The sequence below is a fragment of the Streptococcus sp. 27098_8_186 genome, from assembly GCF_041432055.1.
GTDB lineage: Bacteria > Bacillota > Bacilli > Lactobacillales > Streptococcaceae > Streptococcus > Streptococcus dentalis.
Genome location: NZ_JAPVYV010000008.1, coordinates 48,034 through 68,410, shown reverse-complemented (window position 1 = coordinate 68,410; position 20,377 = coordinate 48,034). Strand labels below are relative to the sequence as shown.

The window sequence follows — 20,377 nt, the reverse complement described above, 5'->3', positions numbered from 1 at the left end:
GATTGAAAATTAAAGAAAAATATTATGAATCGGTTGGTGAGCAAGTTTACTTTACACGCTTGTCAAATGGGTTGACTATTCATTTAATTCCCAAAGAAGATTATTATGAAACCTATGGAATAATCACAACTAAGTTTGGCTCAGTGGATACACGAATTCTAGTGAATGGTGATGAAAGGCAATATCCTGCAGGAATTGCTCATTTCCTAGAACACAAAGTATTTGAAGATGAAAATGGTCAAGATTATTTAAAAAAATTCGTTCATTTAGGATCGGAAAGTAATGCCTTTACAAGCTTTACAAAGACAAGTTATCTTTTTTCAACAACTTCAAAAGTCCCTGAAAATATTCAATTGTTATTGGAGATGGTTTCAAAGGTTTCCTTTACAAAAAAATCTGTATCTAAGGAAAGAGAAATCATTCAACAAGAAATTGGAATGTACCAAGATAGTCCAGACTATCGATTATTTTTTGGTGCTTTAGAAAATTTATATCCGGGAACACCGTTAGCAGATGATATTGCTGGGACTAGGGAGTCTATTTCTGACATTACAATAGATAATCTCCGTGAAAACTTTGATCTATTCTATCATCCCTCTCAAATGCACTTATTAGTGATCGGAAACTTTGATGTTGATGAAGTATTGCAAGTAGTAAAAAAACATGATCTAGTTCCTCCTCATCCATCTGTGGAGTTAGAACGTTTTCCTGTAGAAAAAAATGAAGTAAGATTGAATCAATCTTGTAGAATGGAAGTTGCTACTCCTAAGTTGGCAATTGGAATTCGAGGAAATGATATCATTAAGGAAGAGGAAATATTTCGTTATAAATTGATGTTGAAATTACTATTTTCGATGATGTTTGGTTGGACTTCGCAACGGTTTCAAAGTTTATACGAAGCTGGGAAAATTGACAACTCATTGACACTTGAAGTCGAGGTTGAGGAATTATTTCATTTCGTTATTTTGACAATGGATACTCAAGAACCGGTGTCCTTATCTCATCAATTTAGGTCCGCGATCAAACAATTCGAGAAGGATCCAGATGTGAATCAGGAACATTTGGATACGATTAAAAGCGAAATGTTTGGTGATTTCTTACAAGGTTTAAATTCGCTTGAGTATAGTGCCACTCAGTTTGAATATTTTTCAGACGGTAGCACTTCTTATGATCTTCCAAAGATTTTACAAGGTATTAGTTTACAGGATATCATCAAATTAGGGCATCAGTTCATCGACCAGGCTGAGATGGTTGACTATATGATTTTTCAAAAGTAGTAAACAATGTATCAAGAAGGGAAAACATGAAGAAGAGAACGATTGGTCAAGTGTTAAGACTGTCAAGAGTAAATTTACACTTAAGTTTACAGGATGTGTCAAATAAGACAGCCATTGAAATTCCTTATATAGAAGCGTTGGAAAACGATGAGTTTGATCTATTACCGAGTCCCTTTTACGCTCAGATCTATCTTAAAAAGTTAGCATGGGCTTTGGGTTTAGATGAGTCCATCCTATTGACAGCTTTTCGTGAAGGAAAAGAATTGTTATTTGATGAAGAAATACTTGTAGATGACGAGGAGCTTCATTCAAGAAAATTAAGACAGAAAGCGAGCTGGTTACCAATCCTGTATTATTTACTAGTTAGTTTTGCCATCCTTGGCTTTGTGATTTATATCGTATATTTTTATGAATTTACAGCATCTGTAAAATAGATGTAAAGATAGTTTATTTTTTGGAGGAAGTATGAAAAAAGAAAATATTCCTAATGCATTGACATTAATTCGGGTTGTGATGATTCCTATTTTTATTGCTATTTTAAGTTTAAGTCATTCTTACTTAGGACATATTGTAGCGGCAGTTATTTTTGCAATTGCTAGTATTACAGATTATTTAGATGGCTTTCTTGCACGAAAATGGAATGTAGTTAGTAATTTTGGTAAATTTGCCGATCCAATGGCAGATAAATTATTGGTCATGTCAGCTTTTATCATGATGATTGAATTAAAAATGGTTCCTGCTTGGATTGCAGCCGTTATCATTTGTCGTGAGTTAGCTGTCACTGGTTTGCGTCTTCTACTTGTTGAGACAGGTGGTACAGTTCTTGCTGCAGCCATGCCAGGAAAAATTAAAACCTTTAGCCAAATGTTTGCCATTATCTTTTTGCTTTGCCATTGGACTCTTCCAGGGCAAGTGTTGCTTTATATTGCATTGATTTTCACAATTTATTCTGGTTACGACTACTTTAAGGGAAGTAGCTATCTCTTTAAAGACACATTTCAATAAATGAAACAGATGATTGAGCTAAAAAATGTATCCTTTCGATACGATAAAACAGTAGAAGAGTATCAAATTGACACGGTTTCGTTTCACGTGAAACAAGGAGAGTGGCTTTCGATTGTTGGACACAATGGTAGTGGGAAATCTACAGTTGTACGCCTGATTGATGGCCTTTTGGAAGCTGAGTCTGGTGAGATTTACGTTGATGGAAAACAACTGACTCGTGAAACCATATGGGAAATCCGTAGTAAAATTGGGATTGTATTTCAGAACCCTGACAACCAATTTGTTGGTGCGACAGTAGAAGATGATGTTGCCTTTGGTATAGAAAATCAAGGAATTCCACGGGAAGAAATGCTTCAACGAGTGGAGAAGGCTATTGAGCAAGTTGGTATGCTGGAGTTTAAAGATCGCGAACCATCTCGTTTGTCAGGTGGTCAAAAGCAACGAGTGGCCATAGCGGGTATTATCGCCTTGAGACCAACTATTATTATCCTTGATGAAGCAACTAGTATGTTAGATCCGGAAGGCCGAGAGGATCTAATGGCAGTAATGAGAGAACTTCAGAAAAAGTTTCAATTAACAATTATCTCCATTACCCATGATTTAACCGAAATTGCCTTAAGTGATCGAACACTCGTCTTTCAAAAAGGAAAACTAGAGTCTTCTATGACGCCGCGGGAATTGTTTTCAAGAAATGATCTCAATGAGATTGGACTAGATAAGCCTTTTAGTAAGCAGGTCCAAGAATCTCTCAGCTCGCATTTTCCTCTAAAGCAGGACTATCTAACAGAAAGTGAGTTATTAGACCAACTATGGGAATCTCTTTAAAGAATGTCTATTATACTTATCAAGAGGGAAGTCCTTTTGAAGATCAGGCGCTTTCTGATATTAGTTTGGAAATAAAAGATGGATCTTATACAGCTATTATCGGGCATACTGGCAGTGGCAAGTCTACTTTGTTGCAATTACTAAATGGTTTACTGCGTCCGACTAAAGGAACGATTCAATTTGAAGATTTTGTTTTAGATAATCATTCTGAGCCAAAAGAAATGAAGTACCTGAGAAAAAAAGTCGGTTTGGTTTTTCAATTTCCAGAAAGTCAGCTGTTTGCAGAAACCGTTCTAGCTGATGTAGCCTTTGGACCACAAAATTTTGGGGTACCTAAGGATAAAGCGGAGGAAATAGCCAAAGAAAAATTAGCGATCGTTGGTTTAGAAGAGTCTATCTATGATAAAAGTCCATTTGAACTATCTGGTGGACAGATGAGACGGGTTGCGATCGCGGGTATTTTAGCTATCGAACCAGAGATTTTAGTATTGGACGAGCCGACAGCAGGGCTAGATCCTGCTGGAAGAAAGGAATTGATGGTGTTGTTTGAGACATTACATAAAAATGGGATGACCCTAGTTCTGGTAACTCATACGATGGATGATGTAGCAAATTTTGCTGATACCGTATTTGCTTTAGAAGCGGGAAAACTTGTCCTAAACGGATCCCCAAGGGAAGTGTTTCAACAGGTTGAGTATTTACAAAAACTTCAATTAGGAGTCCCACAAATTACGAATTTTGCTCTTCAATTGAAACGAAGAGGACTTCCTCTGGACAGACTACCAATCAAAATTGAGGAACTTAAGGAGCTGTTACTTCATGAATAATATGATTTTAGGAAGGTATATTCCTGGAAACTCCATTATCCACCAACTGGATCCTCGTGGGAAGTTGCTCTCAATGTTTTTATTCATATTTCTTCTGTTTTGGGCAAATAATATCCAGACAAATGTTCTTCTCTTTGGTTTTATTTTTGTTTTAATGTATCTAACGAGGATTTCGGTTAGTTTTTATATTAAAGGCTTAAAATCAATGATTTTTATCATTGCTTTTACAACTATTTTTCAATTATTTGCGACCTCTCAAGGAACTATTTTGTATCAATGGTGGTTTTTTAAATTAACCGACCAAGGATTGATGCAAGCCACCATCATATTTTGTAGATTTATTTTAATCATTTTTTATTCGACGATTTTAACCGTGACGACGACACCATTGAGTTTAGCAGATGCTGTTGAAAAGATCCTTACACCACTAAAAATTATTAAGGTTCCGGCTCATGAGATTGGGTTAATGCTATCTATGAGTTTGCGCTTTGTTCCAACCTTAGTAGATGATACGAATCGAATCATGAATGCGCAAAGGGCGCGTGGTGTTGATTTTGGTGAAGGAAATCTATTAAAAAGGATCCGTTCCTTTATTCCGATCCTCATTCCTTTGTTTGCCTCAAGTTTTAAACGCGCAGATGCATTAGCAATTGCGATGGAAGCGAGAGGGTACAAAGGCGGTGAGGGACGAACACGCTATCGGACTCTGCAGTGGGGAGTAAAAGATAGCCTGGCATTGCTCGTTATTCTGTGTCTCATGTTGATAGTTTTTTATCTAAAAAATGGATAGAGCTAGTTGTATTGGTTCAAAAATAAGGAAAAAGCGCTATACAAAGCGCTTTTTACATTAAATTCACATATTCTTGTAACATTTGTAATATATTCTACAATAAACTGTAACATTTTGTGTGTATGATAGAATTATGTTCGAAAGGAGAATAGAATTCATGAACAGTAAAAAGTTCCAATGGACAGTCACTTCCCTACTTTCAGCAGCATCACTTTTCATTTCTGGTATTGCTACAGTGAATGCTAAAACTTACGAAGTGAAGTCTGGAGATACTCTATCAAAAATTGCACTAGAAAATAACACTTCAGTAGAAAATATTATTGCATCTAACAATCTGACCAATGAAGATTTGATCTATGCAGGACAAATTATTGAGTTAGGTGAGCGCTCAAAATCTATGATTGATAAAGTTGCTCCACAAGAGCAAGCAAAACCTGCTGAAAGTGCACCTACAGCAACTGTAACAGCACAAACTGCTCAAAAACAAACAACTTATGCAGCAAATGCTGCAGTGACTTCTGCACAATCAACAAATGGTGGAATTGTTCTATCAAATGGGAATACTGCTGGAGAACAAGGATCTTATGCAGCTGCTCGTATGGCTGAAATGACTGGTGTACCTGCTTCTACTTGGGAAGCAATTATTGCCCGTGAATCAAATGGTCAAGTAAATGCAGCAAATGCTTCTGGTGCTAGTGGTTTGTTCCAAACAATGCCAGGTTGGGGTTCAACTGCAACAGTTGATGATCAAATCCAGGCTGCATACAATGCATATAGCTCACAAGGTTTATCAGCTTGGGGTTATTAAAAAAATAGGTTTACAATTTGTAAACCTATTTTTTTAATGTCTCAAGAATATCAAGTGGAGAGTGACAAATAAAATCTGGTGAGTAAAGAAGTAGCTCTTCAAGATCTCCAAATCCCCAAGTGATGGCCATGGTTTTTATGCCAACTGTTTGACCTCCAATGAGGTCAAATTTTGTGTCTCCAATAATCACTGTCTCCTCTTTTGGAAGCTCATTGATTGACAAGGCGTATCGAATGACATCGGCTTTGTGGATACGATCTGAATTTGATCCATAAATTCCTTTAAAGTATTTAGCGATACCTAAATCTTGACACATCTGCAAAGCAACTGGTTCATGTTTTGAAGTAGTTACATAAAGAGGAATGTTTTCGTCTTGTAATGCTTTCAAAGCTTCTACTATCTGAGAAAACAGAGTTGATTTGTATTGACCTTTTTCATGATAATACTGGCGATAGATAGTTACGGCTTGATCTACCAAAGTTTCAGGAAGGGTAGCTTCAAAACTAGAAATCAAAGGTGGTCCCATAAAACTACGGATGGTTTTGAGATCGGGTTGAGGCACCTTCAAAGTATCGAATGTATGTTGAAAGCTCTCTGTAATTCCCTTGGAACTATCAACTAATGTTCCATCTAAGTCAAAGAATAAGGCTTGCATGTTATTCTCCAAATATCTCTTTTTGTAATCTACGTCCGGTTGGTGTTGCTGCCAATCCTCCTTCAGCTGTTTCTCTAAAGGCAGTCGGAAGACTAGAACCAACTTGGTACATGGCGTCAATAACTTCATCAACAGGTATTTTTGATTCAATGCCTGCTAAGGCCATATCAGCAGCAATGAAGGCATAGCTGGCTCCCATTGCGTTTCGTTTGACACATGGAACTTCCACGAGTCCTGCTACTGGATCACAAATGAGGCCAAGCATGTTTTTGATGACAAAACAGACTGCCTGACTCGCTTGATAAGGAGTTCCCCCGGCAGCTAGTGTCAATGCAGCCGCACTCATAGCTGAAGCAGAACCGACTTCTGCTTGACAACCACCTTCTGCACCTGAAATAGAAGCATTATTGGCGATGACTAAACCAAAAGCTCCAGCTGTCAGTAGAAAATCTAATTGTTGCTGACGGTTTAACCCTAATTTTTGGGTTGCTGCAGTGAGAACTGCGGGAAGGCAGCCAGCAGATCCTGCAGTGGGTGTTGCACAGACCAGTCCCATTTTAGCATTGTGTTCGTTGACAGCAATAGCATTCTTCGCTGCGGTTAGGACTGTCAAGTCAGATAACGTTTTTCCTGATTTGATATAGCGATCTAATTTTGCGGCATCCCCACCGGTTAACCCACTACGAGAGTGGTTTTCATTTAACCCTAACCTTACAGAATCAATCATCACTTCTAAATTACGGGTCATTAATCGTAGGACTTCTTCTCGTTCACGACCAGTTAGTTCAAATTCAGTTGCAATCATTAACTCTGCAACGTTTCCTTCGTATTGCGTGCTTGCTTGTTCTACGAGGTCTACAATTGAATAAAACATATGAACTCCTTATTTGAAAAAGTTGACATTATGAAGATGAGGGATTTTACGGATATCTTCGATAGCTGCTTCACAACTCCTGGAGTCAACTTCTATAATCATAATCGCTTTTTCTCCAGCTTTTTCCCGCGTCACATTCATTTGTGCAATATTAATATCATAGCGAGAAAGAGCTTCTGTCACATGAGCGATCATTCCAGGGACGTCTTGGTGAACAATGATAATGGTTGGAGTATTCATATTTAGCGAGATGGCAAAGCCATTTAATTCAGTAACCTGTATGTTCCCACCCCCAATTGAGATTCCAGTGACAGAAATCGTTTTATGGTCATTTTTTACAGTAATAGTCGTTGTGTTTGGGTGAGGAGCATTGCTTTCTTTTTGAATAGACCAAACAATCCGAATACCTCGTTCATGTGCAATTTTTAGACTATCTGGGATTCTAGGATCATCTGTGTCCATTCCTAAGATGCCCGCTACTAAGGCTAAATCTGTTCCATGACCACGATAGGTTTTGGCGAAGGAATTAAATAATTGAAACTCAACTTCTTTTGGCTCCTCTCCAAATATAGAAGAAACAATTTTACCAATTCGAACAGCACCTGCAGTGTGACTACTGGATGGGCCAATCATCACAGGTCCAATAATATCAAAAACTGATTGGAATTTTAAAGAGTTCATGCTCTGCTCCTTTGTGATCACTTTACTTCATTATATCAGATATGGCTGATGATTTCTTCTATTTTTCCCGAAATATCTGAGAAATCTTAAAGGGGGCTTAAAGCATTTATATTATCCTGGAATTTTAGTATTTCTAACATCTGACTGAAATATTTGACACATTATTTCAATAAATATGAAATATTTCTTGTGTAGTATAGAGGTATACCAATAAAGGAGTACAGAATAATGAATAAAAAACAAATGATGAAACGAATTATTGGACTTAGTTTACTTGCAGGACTTTTCCTTCCAATTGTAGCGAATGCAGATTCTTATACTGTAAAATCAGGTGATACTTTATCAGCTATTGCTAAAGAGAAGAACACAACGGTTGATGCAATTGCTAAGAAAAATAAGATTAGTAACGTGAACCTTATCTCAGTTGGTCAAGTTCTTGAGATTGAAGATGCAAATACAACGCAGAAAACTACGGAGCAAGCTCCTGCTAGTAAAACTGATACTACACAAGCAACAACTACTGTCTCTGCTTCAGATGGCTTGAGTGCGGAAGATGCAGCTGCTAAGGAATGGATTGCCCAAAAAGAGTCAAGTGGTAGTTATACAGCACAAAATGGCCAATATTATGGTCGTTACCAATTGACTATCACTTATTTGAATGGTGATTTATCACCTGCAAACCAAGAAAAAGTGGCCAATCAATATGTTGTCAGCCGTTATGGATCATGGTCAGCAGCTAAAAATTTCTGGTTGGCAAATGGATGGTATTAAATTCGTATGAAAAGAGTTCTTGAATAGGACTCTTTTTATATTTACAGACCTGTAAACCCATCGATCCTGATCAACAAAAAGAATAGTAAGATGCTTGTTTTCTAATATAAAGCGTGTTAAAATGGTAACTGCTCAAAACGACCTTCAATCGTTGAAGCAAACCACGACCTTCAATCGTGAGAAACGAAAAGATGGGAGAAATCTATGAGTGATAACTCGAAAACACGTGTTGTCGTTGGTATGAGTGGTGGTGTGGATTCATCTGTAACAGCTTTATTATTAAAGCAACAGGGTTATGATGTCATCGGCATCTTCATGAAAAACTGGGACGACACAGACGAAAATGGCGTCTGTACAGCTACAGAAGATTACAAAGATGTAGCAGCGGTTGCAGACCAAATTGGCATTCCTTACTATTCTGTCAACTTTGAGAAAGAATACTGGGATCGTGTCTTTGAATATTTTCTTGCCGAATACCGAGCTGGTCGAACACCAAATCCGGATGTCATGTGTAATAAGGAAATCAAATTTAAGGCCTTCTTAGATTATGCCATGACACTCGGTGCCGATTATGTAGCGACAGGGCACTATGCGCGCGTGGCGCGTGATGAGGACGGCATTGTTCATATGTTACGTGGCGTTGACAACGGTAAGGACCAAACTTATTTCTTAAGCCAACTGTCACAAGAACAACTTCAAAAAACCATGTTCCCATTGGGATATTTGGAAAAGCCTGAGGTCCGCCGTCTAGCTGAAGAAGCTGGATTGGCAACAGCTAAAAAGAAAGACTCAACTGGAATTTGCTTTATTGGAGAAAAGAATTTCAAAGAATTTCTAGGGAACTACCTTCCTGCCCAACCAGGTCGAATGATGACCATCGATGGACGAGATATGGGCGAACATGCTGGTTTGATGTATTACACAATCGGTCAACGGGGTGGACTTGGAATTGGTGGCCAACAAGGTGGAGACAATGCTCCATGGTTTGTAGTTGGTAAAGACCTCAGTCAAAATATTCTTTATGTCGGTCAAGGCTTCTACCATGAAGCATTGATGTCAACAAGTTTACAGGCTAGTCAAGTTCACTTTACACGAGATATGCCAGAAGAGTTTACATTAGAGTGTACAGCTAAGTTCCGCTACCGTCAACCGGATTCCAAGGTGACTGTACACGTTAAAGGTGACAAGGCAGAAGTGATTTTTGCAGAACCTCAACGAGCCATTACACCAGGACAAGCTGTTGTTTTTTACGACGGTGAAGAGTGTCTAGGCGGTGGCTTGATTGACAATGCTTATCGGGATGGAAAAGTTTGTCAGTATATTTAGATTGACAAATTTTCTCAATTTGCTACAATAATAAAAGCAATAGAAATGATGGTCAAAGCTCATGGATGTTGCAGGCTTTTTTGTCCTGCACTTCTCAGAGTTTTGACTATTTTTGTGTGATTTCGAAAGGAAGTAAAATGAAGCAACAGGATTTTCGGACGAAAATAGGTTCTACTGTTTTTGGTGTGAGAGCGACTGCTTTGATTGTAAAAGATAACCGCTTGTTCGTCATAGAAGATGAGGACGGCTGTTATACAATCGGAGGTGCTATTCAAGTCAATGAAACTACAGAAGATGCGGTGGTTCGGGAAGTCAAAGAGGAACTTGGTGTCACATCTACAGCAGGTCCGTTAGCTTTCGTGGTTGAAAATCACTTTGAACAAGCTGGAATCCACTACCATAACATTGAATTTCATTATTTAGTGGACTTGCTAGAAGATGCACCTTTGGTCATGCAGGAAGATACAAAGCAATTACCTTGCCGTTGGATTGCTTTCGATGATTTACATACTGTTGACCTGAAACCAGCCTTTTTAAAATCAGCCCTACCAGAATGGGACGGAAAATTACGACACATCCATCTTGAGAAATAGGAGAAAAAATGACTTATAATTTTATTGAAGAATACGATATCATTGTAATCGGTGCGGGGCATGCGGGAGTAGAAGCCTCCCTAGCTGCTAGCCGTATGGGTTGTAAGGTCTTACTTGCGACTATTAACATTGAAATGCTGGCTTTTATGCCTTGTAATCCCTCTATTGGTGGTTCTGCTAAGGGGATTGTCGTGCGTGAAGTCGATGCCCTCGGTGGTGAAATGGCGAAGAACATCGACAAGACCTACATCCAAATGAAAATGCTCAATACTGGTAAAGGTCCTGCGGTTCGTGCACTTCGGGCTCAAGCAGACAAAGAACTTTACTCAAAAGAAATGCGTAAGACAGTTGAGAATCAAGAAAATCTCACTCTTCGTCAAACTATGATTGATGAGATTTTGGTGGAAGATAGCAAGGTTGTCGGTGTTCGTACAGCGACTCATCAAGAGTATGCTGCCAAGGCTGTTATCGTGACAACAGGGACTGCACTCCGTGGGGAAATCATCATCGGAGACCTCAAGTACTCATCAGGACCAAACCACAGCCTAGCTTCGATTAACCTAGCTGACAATCTCAAGGAACTGGGTCTCGAAATCGGTCGTTTCAAGACAGGAACCCCTCCACGTGTCAAGGCTTCCTCTATCAACTACGATGTGACAGAGATTCAGCCAGGAGATGAAACACCAAATCACTTTTCTTATACATCGCGTGATGAAGATTATGTAAAGGATCAGGTTCCTTGTTGGTTGACTTATACCAATGGGCATAGCCATGAAATTATCCAGAATAATTTGCACCGGGCACCTATGTTTACAGGGGTTGTAAAGGGAGTGGGTCCTCGCTATTGTCCGTCCATTGAGGATAAAATTGTCCGTTTTGCTGACAAAGAGCGTCATCAACTATTCTTAGAACCTGAGGGACGAAATACAGAAGAAGTCTATGTTCAAGGGCTGTCAACGAGTTTACCAGAGGATGTTCAACGGGATCTCGTCCATTCTATTAAGGGACTTGAGAAGGCAGAAATGATGCGAACGGGTTATGCGATTGAGTATGATATGGTTTTGCCTCATCAATTGCGCGCAACTTTGGAAACCAAGAAAATTTCAGGTCTCTTTACAGCTGGCCAAACTAATGGAACGTCTGGCTATGAGGAGGCAGCTGGTCAAGGGATTATTGCAGGGATCAATGCGGCTCTAAAAATCCAAGAAAAACCGGAACTCATTTTGAAACGCAGTGATGGTTATATTGGGGTCATGATCGATGATTTGGTAACAAAGGGAACGATCGAACCGTATCGTTTGTTAACAAGCCGTGCAGAATACCGTTTGATTTTGCGTCATGATAATGCCGATATGCGCTTGACAGAAATGGGACGAGCAATTGGATTGGTAGATGATGAACGTTGGCAACGTTTCGAAACTAAGAAGTATCAGTTTGAAAACGAGATGAAGCGTTTAGATAGCATTAAGTTAAAGCCTGTAAAGGAAACCAATGAGAAGGTTGCTGCAATGGGCTTTAAACCATTGACAGATGCTGTCACCGCTAAAGAATTCTTGAGACGACCAGAAGTCTCTTACCAAGATGTGGTAGAATTTATCGGTCCTGCAGCTGAAGAACTGGATGATAAAATCATTGAATTGATTGAAACTGAAATTAAATATGAAGGCTATATTTCAAAAGCAATGGACCAAGTCGAAAAAATGAAGCGTATGGAAGAAAAACGAATTCCTGCGAATATTGACTGGGATGATATTGACTCTATTGCAACCGAAGCGCGTCAAAAATTTAAATTAATTAATCCAGAAACGATTGGTCAAGCAAGTCGTATCTCAGGTGTCAATCCAGCGGATATCTCTATTTTAATGGTTTACTTGGAAGGTAAATCGCGGAGCATCTCCAAAAACAAAGCAAACCACTAATCAAATGGGGCTGAGATGATGTTTCAGCCTCAATTTTATGGATTGAAATCTGTTGTTGCCATTTACAAAGTTGTAAATGATGTTTACAAAGTAGTGAAGCAGAGGAAGAGCTTTTTACGGGTCGATCTTCTCTGTAATATAGAGAGAAACCTCGCTTTTTACCTCTATTTATGGTATAATTCCGAGAAGAGGTTTATGATGAAAAAATTTCGTTTATCGTTCATCCATTATGTATTAATTGGTTTTATTTCATTTGCAATTTTAGCAATTTTTTTAAGAATCTTTGGCAAAGGCTATGTAACTCTCGTTGCAATTTTTTTAGTCTTAGCTGGATTGATTGCTTTATTTGAATACCAGTTACAAATTTCAGAGTTAGATGAATTAGAACAAATACAATATGTTAACCATCAGGCAGAAAGCGGATTAGCATCCCTCCTTGATAAAATGCCTGTTGGAGTTATCAAAATTAATGAAGAGTCAAATGAAGTAGAGTGGTTCAACCCTTATGCTGAATTGATTTTTTCAACAGATGATGGGGACTTTGATGTTGAATCATTGAAAAAGTTACTCAATACTCTGTTCGAGGATAAAGGTCATTATGTCACTGTAGCCGATAAGAAATATTCTGTTTACTTTGATCAGACGTCTAGTGTTGTTTACTTTTTTGATGTTTCAAGTGAGTATGAAGCAACTGTGGGATTGGTGACAACTCGTCCTGTTATCGGTATTATTTCTGTTGATAACTATGATGATCTAGAAGATGTCATTTCAGACTCTGATATTAGCAATATCAATAGTTTTATTGCCAACTTTGTAGAAGAGTTTACAGCTCATTACCATATGTTTTACAGACGTGTGGGGATGGATCGTTTCTATTTGTTTACAGACTACACGGTCTTAGAACAGTTGATGGAATCAAAATTTTCAGTTATCGATCAATTCCGTGAAGAAGCTAAAAATCGTGAGCTACCTATTACCTTAAGTATGGGATTCTCGTACGGTGATGGAGAGCATGATGAGATTGGTAAAGTGGCTCTCTTGAACCTAAACCTTGCGGAAGTTCGTGGTGGGGATCAAGCAGTAGTCAAAGAAAACGATGAACAGAAAAACCCTATTTTCTTTGGTGGGGGAACAGCTTCGGCTGTGAAGCGGACTCGGACTCGCACACGCGCTATGATGACAGCTATTTCGGATAAGATTAAATCCGTTGATCAAGTCTTCATTGTTGGACATAGAAACTTGGATATGGATGCTTTAGGAGCGTCTGTGGGAATGCAGTTTTTCTCTAGCAATATTTTGGCTTCCTCTTATGTGGTCTATGACCCGCATGCAATGGCTAGTGATATTTCAAGAGCAATTGCGAAACTAGAAGAAGAGCAGGTAACGAAAATCCTTACCCTAGAGGAAGCCATGCAAATGGTGACGGATCGCTCTTTGTTAATTATGGTTGACCATTCTAAGACAGCCTTGACTCTTTCAAAAGAGTTTTATCAGGAATTTCAACAGATTATTGTCATTGACCATCACCGTCGGGATGATGATTTCCCTGAAAATGTTCTGATCACCTATATTGAAAGTGGAGCAAGTAGTGCGAGCGAATTGGTTAGTGAACTGATTCAGTTCCAGAAGTCGAAGAAAAATCGGTTGACGAAGATTCAAGCTAGTGTCTTGATGGCTGGAATCATGCTGGATACTAAGAACTTCTCCACTCGTGTTACAAGTCGGACCTTTGATGTGGCGAGTTATCTTCGTTCAAGAGGTAGTGATAGTGTAGCCATCCAGGAGATCTCTGCTATTCAGTTTGATGAGTACCGCGAAGTGAACGAACTGATCTTGACTGGTGAAAAGATTTTTCCGCATATCATCGTAGCTTGTGCTAATACAACTAAAGCCTATGATTCAGTAACCATTAGTAAGGCTGCTGATAGTATGCTTGCCATGTCTGAGGTGGAAGCAACCTTTGTCATTGCTTGTAATCAAAGTGGAACTGTCTCAATCTCTGCACGAAGTCGAAGCAAAGTCAATGTACAGCGTATCATGGAACAGCTTGGTGGAGGAGGTCATTTCAACTCGGCGGCCTCTCAAATTGAGGGTCAAGATTTGATGAGTATTCGTCAACAACTGATTGAGACTATTGAAAGCGAAGTAACTATGGAAAAGGAGAATGTAGAATGAAAGTTATTTTCTTAGCGGATGTAAAAGGTAAAGGTAAAAAAGGCGAAATTAAAGAAGTGCCTACTGGTTATGCACAAAACTTTTTGATCAAGAAAAATCTTGCGAAAGAAGCCAATGCCCAAGCAATCGGTGAACTTCGTGGAAAGCAAAAGTCAGAAGAAAAAGCGCATGCTGAATTGTTAGCGGAAGCGCAAAAGATTAAAGCAAAATTAGAAGAAGAAGCAACTGTTGTTCAATTCACTGAAAAAATTGGGCCAGATGGCCGTACTTTCGGCTCTATTACCAATAAAAAGATTGCAGAAGAGCTTGAGAAACAATTTGGCATTAAAATTGATAAACGTCATATCCAAGTTTCCTCTCCAATTCGTTCAACAGGTTTGATTGACGTTCCTGTAAAAATTTATCAAGATGTTACAGGTGTGATTGATATTTGTGTAAACGAAGGGTAAACACGATCGATAGAAAGGTTATTTTATGGCTGAGTTAGAGGAATTACGAACACAACCTCAGGATATCCAAGCGGAGCAATCAGTGTTGGGAGCCATCTTTATTGATGAGGGGAAATTGGTCTTTGTTCGTGAATATATCGAGCCTGGCGATTTCTTTAAGTATTCGCACCGTTTGATTTTTAAAGCCATGATCGATCTAGCTGAGCGCGGGGATGCGATTGATGCGACGACTGTTCGAAATATTTTAGATAATCAAGGGGATCTTCAAAATATTGGCGGACTCTCTTATTTGGTAGAAGTCATTAATTCGGTACCAACTTCAGCTAACGCGGAGTATTACGCGAAGATTGTTGCCGAAAAAGCTGTCTTACGTCGGTTGATATCTCGATTGACGGAAAGTATTAATCAAGCTTATGATGGTGCAAGTCCTTCAGATGAAATCATCGCGGGTGCTGAAAAAGCTCTGATTGATGTTAGTGAAAACGCAAATCGTAGTGGATTTAAAAATATTCGAGACATCTTGAATAGTAACTTTGGTAGCTTAGAAGCCCGCTCGCTTCAAACCTCTGATATCACGGGTATTGCGACAGGCTATCGCGATTTGGACCATATGACGACAGGGCTACATGAGGAAGAGTTGATTATTTTAGCGGCTCGTCCTGCAGTAGGGAAAACAGCCTTTGCTCTAAATATTGCTCAAAATATCGGGACAAAGTTGGATAAGACAGTGGCTATTTTCTCATTAGAAATGGGTGCTGAAAGTTTGGTTGACCGGATGTTAGCAGCTGAAGGCTTGATTGAATCCCATTCGATTCGTACAGGTCAATTGACGGATGAAGAGTGGCGAAAATATGCCATTGCTCAAGGGAATTTGGCCAGTGCGAGTATTTACATCGATGATACTCCAGGAATTCGGATCACTGAGATTCGTTCGAGAGCAAGAAAATTAGCGCAGGAAACAGGCAATCTCGGTCTTATTCTGATTGACTATCTGCAGCTGATTACAGGGACTGGAAGAGAAAACCGTCAACAGGAAGTTTCAGAAATTTCTCGTCAGTTAAAGATTTTGGCTAAGGAACTAAAAGTTCCCGTTATTGCTTTGAGTCAGCTGTCACGTGGTGTGGAACAGCGCCAAGACAAACGTCCTGTTCTTTCTGATATTCGTGAATCTGGATCGATTGAGCAGGATGCGGATATTGTTGCTTTCTTGTACCGTGATGATTATTATGATCGAGCTGGTGAAGAGGAAGAAGATGGAATGCCCAATAATACGGTTGAAGTAATTATTGAGAAAAACCGTTCAGGTGCGCGTGGGACAGTCGAATTAATATTCCAAAAGGAATACAATAAATTCTCAAGTATTTCAAAGAGAGAGGATCAATAAGATGAGTGATGCATTTACAGATGTTGCAAAAATGAAAAAAATTAAAGAAGAAATCAAGGCCCATGAAGGACAAGTGGTTGAAATGACGCTTGAAAATGGACGGAAACGTCAAAAAAATAAATTTGGACGCTTGATTGAGGTCTATCCTTCTTTATTTATTATCGAGTATACGAACGACAATAGCTTACCAGGTGAACCAGCCAATACATACGTGGAGTCTTACACCTATTCAGATATTTTAACAGAGAAGAATTTAATTCGTTATTTGGATTAATTTCTTGCTTTTATCGTCTAAATCAGTTATTATAATAAATACATATGGGAGTCTGTGTACAGTCTGAGAGGAAGTGTAAGCTTCGACCGCACCTGATCTGGGTAATGCCAGCGTAGGAAACAAATGAAATGTATTTTTCGTTATGAGTGACCTTGTGCAATCCGTCTCCTATTTTGGAGGCGTTTTTTATTTGTGAGAAAGGAGGTTACGATGTTTCTTGTAAAAAGATATTCAAAACAGTTGATAGGATTTGCAGGTTTTAGCAGCCTTCTTGTCTTATGGCAGTTAGCAGGATTTTTAAATATCCTCCCCAAATTTGTATTACCAACGCCAATTGAAATTGGGAATGCCTTTGTACGAGATCGAGCTCTCCTGATTCATCACAGTTTGTCTACTCTTCAAGTGGCCTTGATTGGACTTATTATAGGGGTTCTTCTTGCTGCTGGCTTTGCGATTATCATGGATAGTTTTCAATGGGTGAATGATCTGGTCTATCCTTTTATGGTTGTTATTCAAACCATTCCGACGATAGCCTTGGCCCCTATCCTGGTTCTTTGGTTTGGTTATGGTATGCTTCCAAAATTGGTTTTGATCATTATTACGGTAGTATTTCCCATCGTAGTCAGTCTGTTAGATGGTTTTCGGCATTGCGATCAAGATATTCTGAGATTGTTTCAGATTATGCAAGCCAATCGCTTTCAGGCTTTAGTCCATTATAAAATTCCTGCAGCGCTTCCTTATTTTTTTGCAGGGTTACGTGTGAGCGTTTCCTATGCTTTTATCAGTACGGTAGTTTCAGAATGGTTAGGAGGTTTTGATGGATTGGGGGTCTATATGATCCAATCGAAGAAGTTATTTCAGTATGATACGATGTTTGCGATCATTGTATTGATTTCTGCTATTAGTTTACTCGGTATGTTTCTCGTTGACCAATTAGAACGAACCATTCTAAAATGGAAAAAGGATTGACAAACTTGTAAATGGTGTAAAAATTAAATTGACAAAAATGTAAAAGAGGTATAGCTAATGAAAAAGTCAATAGGTTTATTTTTCTCAATAATATTGGGATTTGTTTTCTTGAGTGCTTGTCAAAATTCTGTCAAGCAATCGTCAAGTGGTTTGAAAAAGATTGATTTTATTCTAGATTGGACCCCGAATACTAATCATACGGGTCTCTATGTAGCTAAGGAAAAAGGGTACTTTAAAGAAGCAGGACTGGATGTAGATATAAAACTTCCTCCGGAAGACAGTAGTTCTGATTTGATTATCAATGGGAAAGCTCCATTTGGAATTTATTTCCAAGATTCTATGGCCAAGAAATTGGATAAAGGTGCGGGTATTACCGCTGTTGCGGCCATCGTCGAACACAATACGTCAGGGATTATTTCAAGAAAAGATGCAGCGATCACAAATCCAAAAGATTTGGTGGGTAAGAAGTATGGTACCTGGAATGATCCGATTGAGTTGGAAATGATCAAATCGATGATGAAAAAAGAGGGGGCTGATTTTAATCAAGTAAAATTGGTTCCAAATAGTGATTCAAATTCCATTACTCCGATTGAAAATAAGGTCTTTGATGCTGCTTGGATTTATCACGGTTGGGATGGAATTTTGGCTGAGCAAAAGGGAATGAAGACCAATTTCTTCTATATGAAAGATTTTGTTCCTGCATTTGACTACTATTCGCCTGTTATTATTGCTAACAATGACTATTTGAAATCTCATAAAGAGGAAGCAAAAAAATTCATTCAAGCGGTAAAAAAAGGCTACCAATATGCTATAGAGCATCCAGAAGAAGCTGCGGATATCTTGATTAAACAGGCCCCTGCCCTAGCTAATCAGCGTGATTTTGTACTAGCTTCCCAAAAATATCTTTCCAGTCAATATGCTTCAGACAAGGATAAATGGGGACAGTTTGACTCCAAACGTTGGAATGCTTTTTATGCTTGGGCAAAAGAGCAAGGATTGGTTTCAAATGATTTAGAAGACAAAGGTTTCACAAACGAATTGGTAGGTGACTGATATTTTAACCGTAAAAGATGTAAGTTTCTCTTTTGGAGATAAAGCAGTTTTAAATAATGTATCACTAGAAGTGCAAAAAGGAGAAATCGTCTCTATTCTAGGTCCGAGTGGGGTAGGGAAATCAACCTTGTTCAATTTAATTGCTGGGATCCTTCCCTTACAAAAGGGTACCATAGAAGTAGATAATGCTCCGATCTCCTTTGGGAAAGTCAGCTATATGCTACAAAAGGATCTTTTGTTGGAACATAAGACAGTATTGGGAAATATTATTCTTCCCCTTCAATTAAAAAAGGTTCCTAAGGAAGAGGCGGCATCTACAGCTCTAAAATTGTTAGATGAATTTAAATTGGGAAGTATCGCCAACCTTTATCCCAATGCGCTGAGTGGGGGGATGCGGCAACGGGTGGCGCTATTGAGAACCTATCTTCTGGGTCATTCTGTCTTCCTATTAGATGAAGCTTTTAGTGCCTTAGATGAATTGACAAGGCAGGATCTTTATCACTGGTATCTAGACAGTAAGGAACGTCTTGGTCTCACCACTCTAGTGATCACCCATAGTATCGAAGAAGCTTTGACTTTGAGTGACCGGATCTATATCTTGAATCATAATCCCGGTGAAATTATTGCAGATCTTCCTTTAAAATGGGATCCAGCAACGGATAGAGACTGGCAACAATTGCAATATAAAAAACGAATCATAGAATTATTGGCTGAATTTCATTGAAATTGTTTTGAAGGACTTTACAAAGTTTCTATTCCGTGATAGAATAGAGTTTGTGCGAAATGACAGCAGGACAAAATGAAGCTCGTCAACAGGAAGTCAGCTAGAAAAGTAACCTTTGCTGTTTGGGCGAAGGCTTTCTGAACGAATCAGGTTTGTCTAAAACGTTATTTCCTACAAAAATTATTTTTATAGGAGGACATTTCACATGTCACGTTATACAGGACCATCTTGGAAACAATCTCGCCGTCTTGGCTTGTCACTTACAGGTACAGGTAAAGAATTGGCACGTCGTAACTACGTACCAGGTCAACACGGACCAAACAACCGTTCAAAATTGTCAGAATACGGTTTGCAATTAGCTGAGAAACAAAAACTTCGTTTCTCTTACGGACTTGGTGAAAAACAATTCCGTAACTTGTTCGTACAAGCTACTAAAGTTAAAGAAGGAACTGTCGGTTTCAACTTCATGCTTCTTTTGGAACGTCGTTTGGATAACGTTGTTTACCGTCTTGGACTTGCGACTACTCGTCGTCAAGCTCGTCAATTCGTTAACCACGGTCACATCCTTGTTGACGGAAAACGCGTTGATATCCCTTCATACCGCGTAACTCCAGGTCAAGTGATCTCAGTTCGCGAAAAATCAGCTAAAGTTCCAGCTATCCTTGAAGCTGTTGAAGCTACAGTTGGGCGTCCAGCATTCGTATCATTCGATGCTGACAAACTTGAAGGTTCATTGACTCGCCTTCCAGAACGCGATGAAATCAACCCAGAAATCAACGAAGCACTTGTCGTTGAATTCTATAACAAGATGCTTTAATTTTAAGATATACCTTACAGAAAGCCTACAACAGTGGGCTTTTTGTTTTGTCTTAAAGGGTTGATTTCTGGGTTTGTTCAGTTATAAGCTACCTAAAGCTGTTTCATTAGATGAGACAGTTTTTTGTTTTCTTAAAACCTAAACCTGCTAATAAAAAAACTCCTGATCTAGATCGATCAGG

The 20,377-nt window shown here is 38.9% G+C and carries 22 protein-coding genes and 1 riboswitch; of the genes, 19 read left to right on the top strand and 3 right to left on the bottom strand.

The window, feature by feature from the left end:
• Window positions 1-2: 2 nt before the first annotated feature.
• The 7 genes from yfmH (at window position 3) to O3602_RS07925 (ending at window position 5,532) form a co-directional block, all read left to right on the top strand.
• Window positions 3-1,277, top strand: coding sequence for an EF-P 5-aminopentanol modification-associated protein YfmH (yfmH, locus tag O3602_RS07955; RefSeq protein WP_003010777.1), 1,275 nt, complete (start codon window positions 3-5; stop codon window positions 1,275-1,277).
• A 26-nt stretch (window positions 1,278-1,303) separates the two neighbouring features.
• Window positions 1,304-1,711: a helix-turn-helix domain-containing protein gene (locus tag O3602_RS07950; protein ID WP_003009210.1), complete on the top strand. Its 408-nt coding sequence runs from the start codon at window positions 1,304-1,306 to the stop codon at window positions 1,709-1,711.
• Window positions 1,712-1,742: 31 nt separating this feature from the next.
• On the top strand, window positions 1,743-2,282 hold the full coding sequence (gene pgsA, locus O3602_RS07945) for a CDP-diacylglycerol--glycerol-3-phosphate 3-phosphatidyltransferase (RefSeq protein WP_003010799.1): 540 nt from the start codon (window positions 1,743-1,745) through the stop codon (window positions 2,280-2,282).
• Window positions 2,283-3,107, top strand: coding sequence for an energy-coupling factor ABC transporter ATP-binding protein (locus O3602_RS07940; RefSeq protein WP_371611479.1), 825 nt, complete (start codon window positions 2,283-2,285; stop codon window positions 3,105-3,107).
• Window positions 3,092-3,934, top strand: coding sequence for an energy-coupling factor transporter ATPase (locus O3602_RS07935; RefSeq protein WP_003010756.1), 843 nt, complete (start codon window positions 3,092-3,094; stop codon window positions 3,932-3,934). The genes O3602_RS07940 and O3602_RS07935 overlap by 16 nt, the downstream gene beginning before the upstream one ends.
• Window positions 3,927-4,724 (top strand): energy-coupling factor transporter transmembrane protein EcfT, encoded by a 798-nt coding sequence (locus O3602_RS07930; RefSeq protein ID WP_003010805.1) that lies wholly within the window; start codon window positions 3,927-3,929, stop codon window positions 4,722-4,724. The genes O3602_RS07935 and O3602_RS07930 overlap by 8 nt, the downstream gene beginning before the upstream one ends.
• A gap of 157 nt (window positions 4,725-4,881) precedes the next feature.
• On the top strand, window positions 4,882-5,532 hold the full coding sequence (locus O3602_RS07925; RefSeq protein WP_003010788.1) for a LysM peptidoglycan-binding domain-containing protein: 651 nt from the start codon (window positions 4,882-4,884) through the stop codon (window positions 5,530-5,532).
• A gap of 25 nt (window positions 5,533-5,557) precedes the next feature.
• Here the strand turns inward: O3602_RS07925 and O3602_RS07920 are convergent, their stop codons facing one another.
• Genes O3602_RS07920 through sdaAB form a run of 3 tightly spaced genes read right to left on the bottom strand, consistent with a single transcriptional unit; the run spans window position 5,558 to window position 7,742 of the window.
• Window positions 5,558-6,187: an HAD hydrolase-like protein gene (locus O3602_RS07920; protein WP_371611478.1), complete on the bottom strand. Its 630-nt coding sequence runs from the start codon at window positions 6,185-6,187 to the stop codon at window positions 5,558-5,560.
• A gap of 1 nt (window position 6,188) precedes the next feature.
• A complete protein-coding gene (gene sdaAA / locus O3602_RS07915; RefSeq protein ID WP_003012869.1) occupies window positions 6,189-7,061 on the bottom strand; it encodes an L-serine ammonia-lyase, iron-sulfur-dependent, subunit alpha in 873 nt (290 codons plus the stop codon).
• 9 nt (window positions 7,062-7,070) lie between these two features.
• On the bottom strand, window positions 7,071-7,742 hold the full coding sequence (gene sdaAB / locus O3602_RS07910) for an L-serine ammonia-lyase, iron-sulfur-dependent subunit beta (protein ID WP_003002135.1): 672 nt from the start codon (window positions 7,740-7,742) through the stop codon (window positions 7,071-7,073).
• Between the two features lie 228 nt (window positions 7,743-7,970).
• Between sdaAB and O3602_RS07905 the strand changes: the two genes are divergently transcribed.
• The 12 genes from O3602_RS07905 to rpsD all read left to right on the top strand — a co-directional run bounded on the left by O3602_RS07905 (window position 7,971) and on the right by rpsD (window position 20,196).
• Complete coding sequence (locus O3602_RS07905) at window positions 7,971-8,513, top strand: LysM peptidoglycan-binding domain-containing protein (RefSeq protein ID WP_003012685.1); 543 nt, start codon at window positions 7,971-7,973, stop codon at window positions 8,511-8,513.
• Window positions 8,514-8,717: 204 nt separating this feature from the next.
• A complete protein-coding gene (mnmA, locus tag O3602_RS07900) occupies window positions 8,718-9,839 on the top strand; it encodes a tRNA 2-thiouridine(34) synthase MnmA (protein WP_003012790.1) in 1,122 nt (373 codons plus the stop codon).
• A 137-nt stretch (window positions 9,840-9,976) separates the two neighbouring features.
• Entirely contained in the window at window positions 9,977-10,432 is a 456-nt protein-coding gene (locus tag O3602_RS07895; RefSeq protein WP_003012839.1) for an NUDIX hydrolase, read from the top strand.
• Between the two features lie 8 nt (window positions 10,433-10,440).
• Window positions 10,441-12,351, top strand: coding sequence for a tRNA uridine-5-carboxymethylaminomethyl(34) synthesis enzyme MnmG (mnmG, locus tag O3602_RS07890; protein ID WP_371611477.1), 1,911 nt, complete (start codon window positions 10,441-10,443; stop codon window positions 12,349-12,351).
• A 195-nt stretch (window positions 12,352-12,546) separates the two neighbouring features.
• Window positions 12,547-14,526, top strand: a complete 1,980-nt coding sequence (locus O3602_RS07885) for a DHH family phosphoesterase (RefSeq protein ID WP_003012850.1) — start codon at window positions 12,547-12,549, stop codon at window positions 14,524-14,526.
• Window positions 14,523-14,975, top strand: a complete 453-nt coding sequence (gene rplI / locus O3602_RS07880; RefSeq protein WP_371611476.1) for a 50S ribosomal protein L9 — start codon at window positions 14,523-14,525, stop codon at window positions 14,973-14,975. Before O3602_RS07885 ends, rplI begins: the two co-directional genes overlap by 4 nt.
• A 25-nt stretch (window positions 14,976-15,000) precedes the next feature.
• Complete coding sequence (gene dnaB / locus O3602_RS07875; protein ID WP_003012964.1) at window positions 15,001-16,359, top strand: replicative DNA helicase; 1,359 nt, start codon at window positions 15,001-15,003, stop codon at window positions 16,357-16,359.
• Between the two features lies 1 nt (window position 16,360).
• The gene (locus tag O3602_RS07870; RefSeq protein ID WP_003009183.1) at window positions 16,361-16,633 is read left to right on the top strand and encodes a Veg family protein; all 273 of its coding nucleotides are present in this window, start codon (window positions 16,361-16,363) and stop codon (window positions 16,631-16,633) included.
• A gap of 34 nt (window positions 16,634-16,667) precedes the next feature.
• Window positions 16,668-16,769, top strand: a riboswitch (TPP riboswitch).
• Window positions 16,770-16,843: 74 nt separating this feature from the next.
• On the top strand, window positions 16,844-17,602 hold the full coding sequence (locus tag O3602_RS07865) for an ABC transporter permease (protein WP_371611475.1): 759 nt from the start codon (window positions 16,844-16,846) through the stop codon (window positions 17,600-17,602).
• Between the two features lie 57 nt (window positions 17,603-17,659).
• The gene (locus O3602_RS07860) at window positions 17,660-18,655 is read left to right on the top strand and encodes an ABC transporter substrate-binding protein (RefSeq protein WP_003012915.1); all 996 of its coding nucleotides are present in this window, start codon (window positions 17,660-17,662) and stop codon (window positions 18,653-18,655) included.
• Complete coding sequence (locus O3602_RS07855) at window positions 18,648-19,379, top strand: ABC transporter ATP-binding protein (RefSeq protein WP_003012800.1); 732 nt, start codon at window positions 18,648-18,650, stop codon at window positions 19,377-19,379. The genes O3602_RS07860 and O3602_RS07855 overlap by 8 nt, the downstream gene beginning before the upstream one ends.
• A gap of 205 nt (window positions 19,380-19,584) precedes the next feature.
• Entirely contained in the window at window positions 19,585-20,196 is a 612-nt protein-coding gene (gene rpsD / locus O3602_RS07850; protein WP_003002210.1) for a 30S ribosomal protein S4, read from the top strand.
• The last annotated feature ends 181 nt before the right edge of the window (window positions 20,197-20,377 follow it).

Excerpts from the sequence above, each read along its gene's own strand:
- O3602_RS07950 (WP_003009210.1), top strand. The coding sequence starts at position 1,304 with ATGAAGAAGAGAACGATTGGTCAAGTGTTAAGACTGTCAAGAGTAAAT.
- pgsA (WP_003010799.1), top strand. The coding sequence starts at position 1,743 with ATGAAAAAAGAAAATATTCCTAATGCATTGACATTAATTCGGGTTGTG.
- O3602_RS07940 (WP_371611479.1), top strand. The coding sequence starts at position 2,283 with ATGAAACAGATGATTGAGCTAAAAAATGTATCCTTTCGATACGATAAA.
- O3602_RS07935 (WP_003010756.1), top strand. The coding sequence starts at position 3,092 with ATGGGAATCTCTTTAAAGAATGTCTATTATACTTATCAAGAGGGAAGT.
- O3602_RS07930 (WP_003010805.1), top strand. The coding sequence starts at position 3,927 with ATGAATAATATGATTTTAGGAAGGTATATTCCTGGAAACTCCATTATC.
- O3602_RS07925 (WP_003010788.1), top strand. The coding sequence starts at position 4,882 with ATGAACAGTAAAAAGTTCCAATGGACAGTCACTTCCCTACTTTCAGCA.
- O3602_RS07920 (WP_371611478.1), bottom strand. The coding sequence starts at position 6,187 with ATGCAAGCCTTATTCTTTGACTTAGATGGAACATTAGTTGATAGTTCC.
- sdaAA (WP_003012869.1), bottom strand. The coding sequence starts at position 7,061 with ATGTTTTATTCAATTGTAGACCTCGTAGAACAAGCAAGCACGCAATAC.
- sdaAB (WP_003002135.1), bottom strand. The coding sequence starts at position 7,742 with ATGAACTCTTTAAAATTCCAATCAGTTTTTGATATTATTGGACCTGTG.
- O3602_RS07905 (WP_003012685.1), top strand. The coding sequence starts at position 7,971 with ATGAATAAAAAACAAATGATGAAACGAATTATTGGACTTAGTTTACTT.
- mnmA (WP_003012790.1), top strand. The coding sequence starts at position 8,718 with ATGAGTGATAACTCGAAAACACGTGTTGTCGTTGGTATGAGTGGTGGT.
- O3602_RS07895 (WP_003012839.1), top strand. The coding sequence starts at position 9,977 with ATGAAGCAACAGGATTTTCGGACGAAAATAGGTTCTACTGTTTTTGGT.
- mnmG (WP_371611477.1), top strand. The coding sequence starts at position 10,441 with ATGACTTATAATTTTATTGAAGAATACGATATCATTGTAATCGGTGCG.
- O3602_RS07885 (WP_003012850.1), top strand. The coding sequence starts at position 12,547 with ATGATGAAAAAATTTCGTTTATCGTTCATCCATTATGTATTAATTGGT.
- rplI (WP_371611476.1), top strand. The coding sequence starts at position 14,523 with ATGAAAGTTATTTTCTTAGCGGATGTAAAAGGTAAAGGTAAAAAAGGC.
- dnaB (WP_003012964.1), top strand. The coding sequence starts at position 15,001 with ATGGCTGAGTTAGAGGAATTACGAACACAACCTCAGGATATCCAAGCG.
- O3602_RS07870 (WP_003009183.1), top strand. The coding sequence starts at position 16,361 with ATGAGTGATGCATTTACAGATGTTGCAAAAATGAAAAAAATTAAAGAA.
- O3602_RS07865 (WP_371611475.1), top strand. The coding sequence starts at position 16,844 with ATGTTTCTTGTAAAAAGATATTCAAAACAGTTGATAGGATTTGCAGGT.
- O3602_RS07860 (WP_003012915.1), top strand. The coding sequence starts at position 17,660 with ATGAAAAAGTCAATAGGTTTATTTTTCTCAATAATATTGGGATTTGTT.
- rpsD (WP_003002210.1), top strand. The coding sequence starts at position 19,585 with ATGTCACGTTATACAGGACCATCTTGGAAACAATCTCGCCGTCTTGGC.